Source organism: Sphingomonas sp. 66-10, from assembly GCF_001897045.1.
Lineage (GTDB): Bacteria > Pseudomonadota > Alphaproteobacteria > Sphingomonadales > Sphingomonadaceae > Sphingomonas > Sphingomonas lycopersici.
Genome location: NZ_MKRR01000135.1, coordinates 124,498 through 133,245, shown reverse-complemented (window position 1 = coordinate 133,245; position 8,748 = coordinate 124,498). Strand labels below are relative to the sequence as shown.

General features: G+C 66.9%; 10 protein-coding genes. 4 read left to right on the top strand and 6 right to left on the bottom strand.

Annotated elements, in window-relative coordinates:
* The 6 genes from hpaH to BGN95_RS17510 form a co-directional block, all read right to left on the bottom strand.
* Nucleotides 1-765 (bottom strand): 2-oxo-hept-4-ene-1,7-dioate hydratase (gene hpaH / locus BGN95_RS17535; RefSeq protein WP_286773491.1); only part of this gene is annotated, 765 nt, incomplete at its 3' end.
* An 8-nt stretch (nt 766-773) separates the two neighbouring features.
* Entirely contained in the window at nt 774-1,163 is a 390-nt protein-coding gene (locus BGN95_RS17530; RefSeq protein WP_179511954.1) for a 5-carboxymethyl-2-hydroxymuconate isomerase, read from the bottom strand.
* Nucleotides 1,163-1,981 (bottom strand): DODA-type extradiol aromatic ring-opening family dioxygenase, encoded by an 819-nt coding sequence (locus BGN95_RS17525; RefSeq protein WP_286773490.1) that lies wholly within the window; start codon nt 1,979-1,981, stop codon nt 1,163-1,165. The genes BGN95_RS17530 and BGN95_RS17525 overlap by 1 nt, the downstream gene beginning before the upstream one ends.
* A complete protein-coding gene (locus BGN95_RS17520; RefSeq protein ID WP_265268967.1) occupies nt 1,978-2,304 on the bottom strand; it encodes an aromatic ring-opening dioxygenase subunit LigA in 327 nt (108 codons plus the stop codon). The genes BGN95_RS17525 and BGN95_RS17520 overlap by 4 nt, the downstream gene beginning before the upstream one ends.
* The gene (locus BGN95_RS17515) at nt 2,301-3,053 is read right to left on the bottom strand and encodes a fumarylacetoacetate hydrolase family protein (RefSeq protein WP_286773489.1); all 753 of its coding nucleotides are present in this window, start codon (nt 3,051-3,053) and stop codon (nt 2,301-2,303) included. Before BGN95_RS17515 ends, BGN95_RS17520 begins: the two co-directional genes overlap by 4 nt.
* Nucleotides 3,050-3,781, bottom strand: a complete 732-nt coding sequence (locus tag BGN95_RS17510) for a fumarylacetoacetate hydrolase family protein (RefSeq protein ID WP_286773488.1) — start codon at nt 3,779-3,781, stop codon at nt 3,050-3,052. The genes BGN95_RS17515 and BGN95_RS17510 overlap by 4 nt, the downstream gene beginning before the upstream one ends.
* A gap of 127 nt (nt 3,782-3,908) precedes the next feature.
* Here BGN95_RS17510 and hpaE point away from each other — a divergent pair, with 127 nt between their 5' ends.
* The 4 genes from hpaE to BGN95_RS17490 all read left to right on the top strand — a co-directional run.
* Entirely contained in the window at nt 3,909-5,417 is a 1,509-nt protein-coding gene (hpaE, locus tag BGN95_RS17505; RefSeq protein ID WP_286773487.1) for a 5-carboxymethyl-2-hydroxymuconate semialdehyde dehydrogenase, read from the top strand.
* Between the two features lie 149 nt (nt 5,418-5,566).
* Nucleotides 5,567-6,751 carry an aromatic ring-hydroxylating dioxygenase subunit alpha gene (locus tag BGN95_RS17500; protein WP_286773486.1) on the top strand — a complete coding sequence of 395 codons (1,185 nt, stop codon included), beginning with the start codon at nt 5,567-5,569 and terminating at the stop codon, nt 6,749-6,751.
* Nucleotides 6,752-6,756: 5 nt separating this feature from the next.
* Nucleotides 6,757-8,070, top strand: a complete 1,314-nt coding sequence (locus BGN95_RS17495; RefSeq protein WP_286773540.1) for an MFS transporter — start codon at nt 6,757-6,759, stop codon at nt 8,068-8,070.
* 278 nt (nt 8,071-8,348) lie between these two features.
* Nucleotides 8,349-8,748 (top strand): TonB-dependent receptor plug domain-containing protein (locus BGN95_RS17490; RefSeq protein WP_286773485.1); only part of this gene is annotated, 400 nt, incomplete at its 3' end.

The following is an 8,748-nucleotide window of genomic DNA, read 5'->3' as shown; positions in this document are numbered from 1 at the left end:
GACGTGGAAAGTATCGCCCGCGCGTGCCAGCACCGGCGCGGTGAAGCTGCCGCCGAGAATGATCTCGCCCGCTTCGAGCGTCTCGCCATAGGGATGCAATTTGTTGGCGAGCCACGCCGGGCCGAGCGCCGGGTGGCCGAGCACCGCTGCGGCGACCCCCGAATCCTCGATCACGCCGTTGCGATAGATCAGCGCCGAAACCCAGCGCAGATCGACGTCGCCCGGCCGGATCGGCCGCCCGCCGAGCACCAGCCCGGCATTGGCGGCATTGTCGGAGATCGTGTCGAACACCTTGCGCGTCATGCCGGTGGCGCGATCGACCTGCTCGATCCGCGCGTCGATGATCTCGATCGCGGGGATGATGTAATCCACCGCGTCGAGCACGTCGAACATCGTGCAATTTGGACCCTGGAGCGGCTGCTTGAGGCGGAACGCCAGCTCGACCTCGACCCGCGGGACGATGAAACGGTCGATCGGGATATCGCGCCCGTCGGGGAACAGCATGTCGTCGAGCAGCAGCCCGTAATCGGGTTCGTCGATGTTCGACGAGCGCTGCATCGCGCGGCTGGTCAGCCCGATCTTGTGGCCGATCGGCGTGCGTCCCTCGGCGATCTTGCGCCTGGTCCAGGCGCGCTGGATGGCATAGGCGTCCTCGATCGTGATCTCGGGGTGGCGCAGCGAGAATTGCGCGATCTGCGTGCCGTCGCGCTCGGCGATGTGCAGCTCGTCGGCGAGGCTTTGGATCAGGTCGGTGGAAAGCGGCATGATTTGCGTCACTTTTGCGCGGCGAGGCGGCGATGGATGGTATTGTGCTTCCACCCCTCGGCTTCCTCGACATAGAGGGAGAGGGCGAGCGGGCGCCGATCGAACAAATCGCCGAGAAAGGCTTTCACCGCCGCGAACAATTGGTCGAAGAACGCCTGTTTGAACGCGGCATCGCGGCCGGCGCCCATCTTCACGTCGATGTTGATGAAGGCGTCATCGGGGCCGGCGGCATCGGCGATGACATAGTCGGTGAGCCGGATTGCGCGGACGCGAATCCCGCCGACCGGGAACACCCCGCCTGACCGCTCGCGCATCTCCGCCGCGATCAGCGACAGCAGAGCGTGGCGGTCGAATGCGCCGTCGAGATTGTCGGTCCATTCGACCGTGGCGTGCGCCATCACACGATCTCCGACCGGCCGACGACGCAGCCGGTGCTGAAGATCGGGATCGGCGCGTAGAAATCGACAATGCCCTTGCCGCCCGCGGCGGCCGCTGCGGCGATGAAGGTGCGGATCTCATAGCCGCCCTGGCCGCCGTCGGCATAGGTTTCGGCGTCGGTGTACGCGGTCAGCCGCGCCTCGTCGGCCGAGGCCCAGCGATCGAGGAAGTCGCGGTCCCACGCCTCGTTGATCCGTCCGCTGTCGGGGGTGCACGGCCAGTGCGAGATGCCCCCGGTGCCGACCAAAGCGATGCGTTGCGGCACCGCATCGGCGGCGCGGCGCAACGCGCGGCCGAAGGCGAAGGCGCGGTGGAGCGGGGTGAGCGGCGGGCCCTGACAATTGATATTGGCGGGGATGATCGTCAGCGCGTTCGCCGGATCGAGGAAGTGCAGCGGCACCATGATGCCGTGGTCGAACTTCCATTCCTCGGCATAGGCCACGTCGACCGTCTGTTGCACCTCGGCGATCAGCCGGCGCGACAGATCGGCGTCGCCGCGTACCTGCTGGCGCGGGATGCGCAGCCAGTCGGGGTCCTCGATCGGCCCTTCGTACTGATCCGCCATGCCGATCGCATAGGCCGGCATGTTGTTCATGAAGAAATTGGCGAAATGCTCGGCGGCGATGACGATCAGCGCCTCCGCCCCGGTCGCGCAGATCGCGTCGCCCATCTTGCGATAGGCGGCATAGAAGGGGTCGCGCAATTCGGGCGGGGCAAGATCGGCGCGGCCGGTGATGCCGGGGCCGTGGCTGCAAATGCCGCTGAAAACGAGGGTCATACGCCGGCTACCTTTTCATCGAGCCCGGTCGTCATCTTGTAGACGCCGGCGCGGATCGGGCCGTGGATGCGCACGCCGTCGCGCATCCGCTGGAGATAATCGGCCCAGGCGATCTGCTTGAATGCCGCGAAATGCATCAGGATCTGGCCGTTGACCCCGAGCACGTAGAGCAACCCGATATCGGGCTCGAGCAAGGCGCGGCGCTCCTCCTCGGTGAGGTCGTAGCGATCCGCCACCGCGCCGCCGTCCGCCTCGAACGCGCGCTGGATCGCGGGATCGCGATTCAGCTCGAACAGCAATTTCTGGACCTGATACAAGCTCATGGCTTCAATCCTATGCGATGCGCGAGCCGGCCGACACGCTCGACCTCGCAGATCACCGCATCGTCCTCGCTGACGAAATGGACGCCGTGCGGGGTGCCGGTGAGGATCATGTCGCCCGGCGACAGCGTCATGAACGACGACAGCCACGCGATCAGCTCTGCCACCGGGAAGACCATATCGCGGGTCGATCCCGATTGAATGGTCGCGCCGTTGACGGTGGTGGTGAGCGCCAGCGCCTGCGGATCGCCGACATCCGCCGCATCGACCACCCACGGGCCGAGCGGGGTGAGCGCGTCGCGGTTCTTCACGCGAAGATTGGGGCGGTAATAATTTTCCAGGAACTCGCGCACCGCATAATCGCACGCGATCGTATAGCCCGCGACATGATCGAGCGCGTCCGCCGCCGACACGCGCTTCGCGGTCCGCCCGATCACCGCGACAAGCTCGCATTCGGGATGCATCTGATCGGCGTCGCGTGGCTTGGGCGAGACACCGTTGTGCGCGACGAAGCCGTTATGCCCCTTGAGGAAAACGAGCGGCTGCGACGGCGGCTTGAAGCCGAGCTCGACCGAATGATCGGCATAATTGAGCCCGAGCGCGAAGATCGTTGCCCCCGGCGTGACCGGCGGGAGCAGGGTGATGTCGCTCCAGCCGACCGCGGTGCCGTCGGCCAGCGCGATCGCCTGTTCGTCGGCGGTGACCACGCCCCATTGCTCGCGCCCGGCGTGGATCAGTCGGACATGCTTCATCGCGCCTGCTCCGCGACCAAAGTGACGGAAAGCGGCGCGAAGCCGGTGGCGGTGATCTCGATCCTGTCCCCGGCGCGTGCGACCGGCGCGTCGCCCGCGATGCCGCACAACAGGATGTCGCCGGGGGCGAGCGTCATGAAGTCGGCGATGTCGCGTGCGAGCACCTCGGGGCTGCGGACCAGCCGGGCGAAGCTCCAGCGGTGGCGTTCGGCGCCGTTGATCGCGGTGACGATCTCGATCGTGGAAAGGGCATCGCTTACAGCAAATTCCCCGTTCGCCCTGAGCTTGTCGAAGGGCGGCCCCAACTCACGAGCGACAGGACGCCCTTCGACAAGCTCAGGGCGAACGGAGGAGGGATGATCGCGATTTTCCGGCGTACCGGGCACAGCCGTCGCCGGGCCGACCGGGAGGAAGCCGTCGCGGCAGCGTTCGGCGATCGCGGGGCGGTAGAAACTGGCGTGCGGCGCGAACAGGTCGATCGCGAGCCGCGCGAGGTGTGGACCTGCCGCCGTGCGCTCGATTGCGATAGTTGCGCCCACTGCAACTTCGGCAATATCGTCGGGCAGGGCGACTGCGGAACCCGCCGCGGCGAAGCAGTTGCGCGGCTTCACATAGAGAATCGGCGCCACCGGCGGCTTGCCATAAGGCGCGTGGTTCAGCGCCTCGCCAAGCCCCGCCAATTGCTCGCGATCATTGAGCGCTACGCCATAAGCGGTCCCGCTGATCATGCCTTCCTCTCATGCGTCGTCATGCCCGCCGTCTAAAATTTAACATGATAAGCGTCAAGCGCCGCTTTGGGTTTGACGCGGTCGATCGGGCGATATATTTAACACGATAATCAATTGCGGAGTGACCATGCAGCCTGATCGTCGGAAGATCGCCTTGGGGGCCATTGCCCCCTTCACCGGGCAGCCGCTCGGCCATTTCGTCGACGGTGTCGCGGTGGCGGGCGAGGGTGTGTCGTTCGCGGTGACCGACCCGTCGACCGGGGCGCGGCTCGGCGAGGCGTGCGACGCCAGCGAGGCGGAGCTCGACGCGGCGGTGGCGGCGGCGAAGCGCGCCTTTCCGGCCTGGGCGGCGACCCCGGGCGACAAGCGTAAGCAGATCCTCCACCGCGTCGCCGATCTGATCGAGGCGCGCGCCGAGGAAATCGCCGCGGTCGAATGCCTCGATGCCGGGCAGGCGTGGCGCTTCATGTCCAAGGCGGCGCTGCGCGGGGCGGAGAATTTCCGCTTCTTCGCCGATCGCGCGCCGGCGGCGGCGGACGGCCAGTCGCTGCCGACGGCGGAGCATCTCAACGTCACCTCGCGCGCGCCGATCGGCCCGGTCGCGGTGATCACGCCGTGGAACACGCCGTTCATGCTCTCGACGTGGAAGATCGCTCCGGCGCTCGCGGCGGGCTGCACCGTGGTCCACAAGCCCGCGGAATGGTCGCCCTATTCGGCGCGGCTGCTGGTCGAGATCGCGCATGAGGCGGGGCTGCCGGCGGGGGTGTTCAACTCGATCAACGGGCTCGGCGAGACGACCGGGCGCCGGCTGACCGAGCATCGCGATATCAAGGCGATCGCCTTCGTCGGTGAATCGAAGACCGGCAGCGCGATCATGCGGCAGGGCGCCGATACGCTGAAGCGCGTCCATTTCGAGCTTGGCGGCAAGAATCCGGTGATCGTGTTCGACGACGCCGATCTCGATCGCGCGCTCGATGCGGTGGTGTTCATGATCTACTCGCTCAATGGGCAGCGCTGCACCTCGTCGTCGCGGCTGCTCGTCCAGCGCTCGATCCACGACCAGTTCGTCGCGAAGCTCGCCGAGCGGGTGCGCCAGCTCAAGGTCGGCGACCCGTTCGATTCGGCGACCGAGGTCGGCCCTTTGATCCACCCGCGGCACCTGTCGAAGGTGTGCAGCTATGCCGAGATCGCCACCGCCGACGGCGCGACGATCGCGGTCGGCGGCGAACGCATCGCGGGCGACGGCTATTTCTATTCGCCGACGCTCTACACCAATGCCGATGTCTCGATGCGCATCGCGCAGGAGGAGATTTTCGGGCCGGTGCTGACGGTGATCCCGTTCGATGACGAGGCCGATGCGATCGCCAAGGCCAATGCGGTCGATTATGGCCTCGCCGGCTATTTGTGGACCAACGATCTCGGCCGCTCGCTGCGCGTGTCGAATGCGCTCGAAGCGGGGATGATCTGGGTCAACAGCGAGAATGTCCGCCATTTGCCCACCCCGTTCGGCGGGGTGAAGGCGAGCGGCATCGGGCGCGACGGCGGCGACTGGAGCTTCGATTTCTACATGGAGACGAAGAATGTCGCGCTCGCGACGGGCGCGCACAAGATCCAGCGGCTGGGCGTCGCGGCCTGAGAGATATTCGTCATTCCCGCGAAGGCGGGAATCCATTCACTCGGGCCTCAGCGATAGAATCGCGACGACAGCGTCAATGGATTCCCGCCTTCGCGGGAATGACGAGAAGCTAGAACCGCCACTAAAGCGGCATCCTACAGGAGAGTGAGATGGAAATGCTGAGCGCCTACACGCTCCCCGCGCCGACCTTCGACCAGTCGTTGACGCTGGTCGGGCGCGGCACGCCGATGGGCGAGCTGCTGCGGCGCTACTGGCACCCGGTGGCGCTCAGCAGCGATGCGACGCGTACCCCGCGCATCGTCACCGCGCTCGGCGAGCGGCTGGTGCTGTTCCGTGACGGCGAGGGCCGCGCGGGGCTGCTCCACGAGCGCTGCGCGCATCGCGGCACCTCGCTCTATTACGGCAAGGTCGACGATCGCGGGATCCGTTGCTGCTATCACGGCTGGCTGTTCGACGTGGACGGCAAATGCCTCGAACAGCCGTGCGAGCCGGCGGGCGGCGCGCGCACCGCGGCGCGGGTGCGCCAGCCGGGTTATCCGGTGCAGGAGCTGTATGGGCTGATCTTCGCCTATATGGGGCCGCCCGAGCGGATGCCGCTCCTGCCGCGTTACGATGTGCTGGAGGAACTCGCGCCGGGCGAATTCATCGAGGCCGACGATACCAGCCTGGGCAGCGGCGGCCCGGCGATCGTGCCGTGCAACTGGCTGCAGCATTTCGAAAATGTGATGGACCCGTTCCATGTGCCGATCCTCCACGGCAGCTTCAGCGGCAATCAGTTCGTCGCGCAGATGGCGCTGATGCCCGAGGTGGTGTTCGAGGAGACCGAGCGCGGCATCCAGAGCATTCAGGCGCGCGATCTGGGCGAGGGGCAATTGCACCGCCGCATCACCGAAGCAGTGCTGCCGACGGTGCGCGCGGTGGCCAATCCGCGCGCGGAGAGTGTCGGGTCATGCTCGCTGCTCGGCTGGGTGTTGCCGATCGACGATACCAGTTTCCGCATCTATTCCGCCGGGCGCGTCACCGAACGCGGCGCGCTCGCGCGCATCCGCTCGCATTTCAACGGCAAGCTGTGGCACGAACTGACCGAAGAGGAGCATCGCGAACTCCCCGGCGATTATGAGGCGCAGGTCGGGCAGGGCGCGATCACCGCGCATTCGGAGGAGCATCTCGTCACCTCCGACAAGGGGATCGGGATGCTGCGCCGGCTCTATCGCCGGCAGGTCGAGCGCGTCGCGGCGGGGGGCGATCCGATCGGCACCCGCTTCGGCGATGCCGACCCGCTCGTCCGGCTCTCGGCCGGCACCGCGATCGTCGCGGCGGACCGCGCGGCGTGACCGCGATGCCCGAAACGCGGGCTGACTATCGCTACGGCTGGTACACCGCCGCCGTCCTGATGGTCGCTTACACCTTCTCGTTCCTCGACCGGCAGATCCTCAATCTGATGGTCGGGCCGATCAAGGCGGACCTGCACCTCACCGATACGCAATTCGCCTTGCTCACCGGGGGCGCGTTCGGGCTGTTCTACACCGCAATGGGGCTGCCGATCGCGTGGCTCGCCGATCGCTATCCGCGCACGCGGATCATCGCCGGCGGCGTCGCCTTGTGGAGCCTCGCCACCTCCTTGTGCGCATTCACGCGGACCTTTCCGCAATTGTTCGCGGCGCGGATCGGCGTCGGGGTGGGGGAGGCGGCGCTGTCGCCCTCGGCCTATTCCCTGCTCAACGACAGTTTCGATCGCGAGCGGCTGCCGCGCGCGATGAGCCTCTATTCGGTCGGCATCTATATCGGCGCCGGGCTGGCGCTGATCCTCGGCGGGTCGGTGGTGGCGGCGGTGGCGCAGACCCCGCAGGTGACGGTGCCGCTGCTCGGCACGATCCGCTCGTGGCATGCGGTGTTTCTGGTGATCGGCCCGCCGGGGCTGCTCGTCGCTTTATGGGTTTCGACCCTGCGCGAGCCGCGGCGCCGCGGCGATGCCAAGGGCGCGGCCGCAAGTTTCTCGCTGGCGCGCATCTGGCGCTTTCTCGCGCGCTGGCCGGCGATGTCGATCGCCTTGTTCCTCGGATCGGCGATGCTCGCGATCATGAGCTATATGGACGCCTGGTATCCCGAGCTGTTCATCCGCACCTTCCACTGGAACGTCGCGCAGACCGGGCACGTCAACGGGCTCGCCTCGCTGACCGCCGGGCCGCTCGGGATGCTTTCGGCGGGGTGGCTTTCGAGCCGGATGATCGCGCGCGGGCAGGGCGATGCGTGCCTCCGGCTGGCGACCTATGCCGCCGCGGGAATGGGCGTCGCCGCGACGATCATGCCGCTGTTGCCGGTTGCCTGGGCGATGGCGGCGATGCTGTGGCCGATCAAGTTCCTCGGCGGGTTCGTCCCGGTGCTGATCCCCTCGGCCATCCAGATGATCGCGCCGAACAACATGCGCGCGCAGTTGAGCGCGGTGTTCGGGCTGACGGTGGGCATCCTCGCGGTGACCTTGGGGCCGGTGCTGCCGGCGCTGATCGGCGATTATGTGCTCCGTGACGAAGGCGCGCTGCATCTGTCGCTGGCGATCGCCGCGGCGATCGTCGGGCCGATCGCGACCTTGCTGCTGTGGGGCGGGCTGCGCCAGTTCCGCGCGTGTCTGGCGTCTTCTTCTCCCCTCCCTTGAACAAGCGAGCGGTCGGGGGTGGGTTGGCCTGCGGGGATACCGTTACGCGCGCCTCATACCCACCCACCCCCGGCCCTCCCTTCAAGAGGGAGGGGGGAGCAGAGGGAATTACCGGATCCAGGCCGTTTCAGGTTCCGTGCCATTGTTTCACTCCTCGCAACAAATCCACTAAGCGCGTTGCGCCGGAACGGGGCAAGGATAACATGTTATCTAAATCGGTGCCGAGTGAGTCCTGCGCGGCTATCCGGTTGGTTTTGGGAGGGGACAAGGTGGGTAAGATGAAAGTGAATGTTGCGATGGCCGCGCCCTCGGTGGTGATGGCGGCGATTCTCGGCGCGGTGCCGATGCAGGCGCTGGCGGCGCCCGCTGCCGAAGCCGATCAGGCGGCCGTCGCCTCGGCCGACAATGGCGGCATCCCCGATGTGATCGTCACCGCCAACAAGCGCGAGCAGAAGCTGCAGGATACGCCGACCAGCATCGGCGTGATCACCTCCGACGATCTGGTCAAGCGCCAGATCACCGATATCGAGCAGGTGACCCGCAACATCGCCGGGCTCAACGTGATCAACGCCGGCCCGGGGCAGAACACGCTGATGATCCGCGGCCTCGTCGGCGCGGGCGAATCCACCGTCGGCCTCTATTACGACAACATGCCGACCGCGGGCACCGGCGACAGCG

What these genes read in the sequence shown, in the direction of transcription:
- BGN95_RS17530 (WP_179511954.1), bottom strand. Translation starts at nt 1,163, where the DNA reads ATGGCGCACGCCACGGTCGAATGGACCGACAATCTCGACGGCGCATTC.
- BGN95_RS17520 (WP_265268967.1), bottom strand. Translation starts at nt 2,304, where the DNA reads ATGAGCTTGTATCAGGTCCAGAAATTGCTGTTCGAGCTGAATCGCGAT.
- BGN95_RS17525 (WP_286773490.1), bottom strand. Translation starts at nt 1,981, where the DNA reads ATGACCCTCGTTTTCAGCGGCATTTGCAGCCACGGCCCCGGCATCACC.
- BGN95_RS17500 (WP_286773486.1), top strand. Translation starts at nt 5,567, where the DNA reads ATGGAAATGCTGAGCGCCTACACGCTCCCCGCGCCGACCTTCGACCAG.
- hpaE (WP_286773487.1), top strand. Translation starts at nt 3,909, where the DNA reads ATGCAGCCTGATCGTCGGAAGATCGCCTTGGGGGCCATTGCCCCCTTC.
- BGN95_RS17510 (WP_286773488.1), bottom strand. Translation starts at nt 3,781, where the DNA reads ATGATCAGCGGGACCGCTTATGGCGTAGCGCTCAATGATCGCGAGCAA.
- BGN95_RS17495 (WP_286773540.1), top strand. Translation starts at nt 6,757, where the DNA reads ATGCCCGAAACGCGGGCTGACTATCGCTACGGCTGGTACACCGCCGCC.
- BGN95_RS17515 (WP_286773489.1), bottom strand. Translation starts at nt 3,053, where the DNA reads ATGAAGCATGTCCGACTGATCCACGCCGGGCGCGAGCAATGGGGCGTG.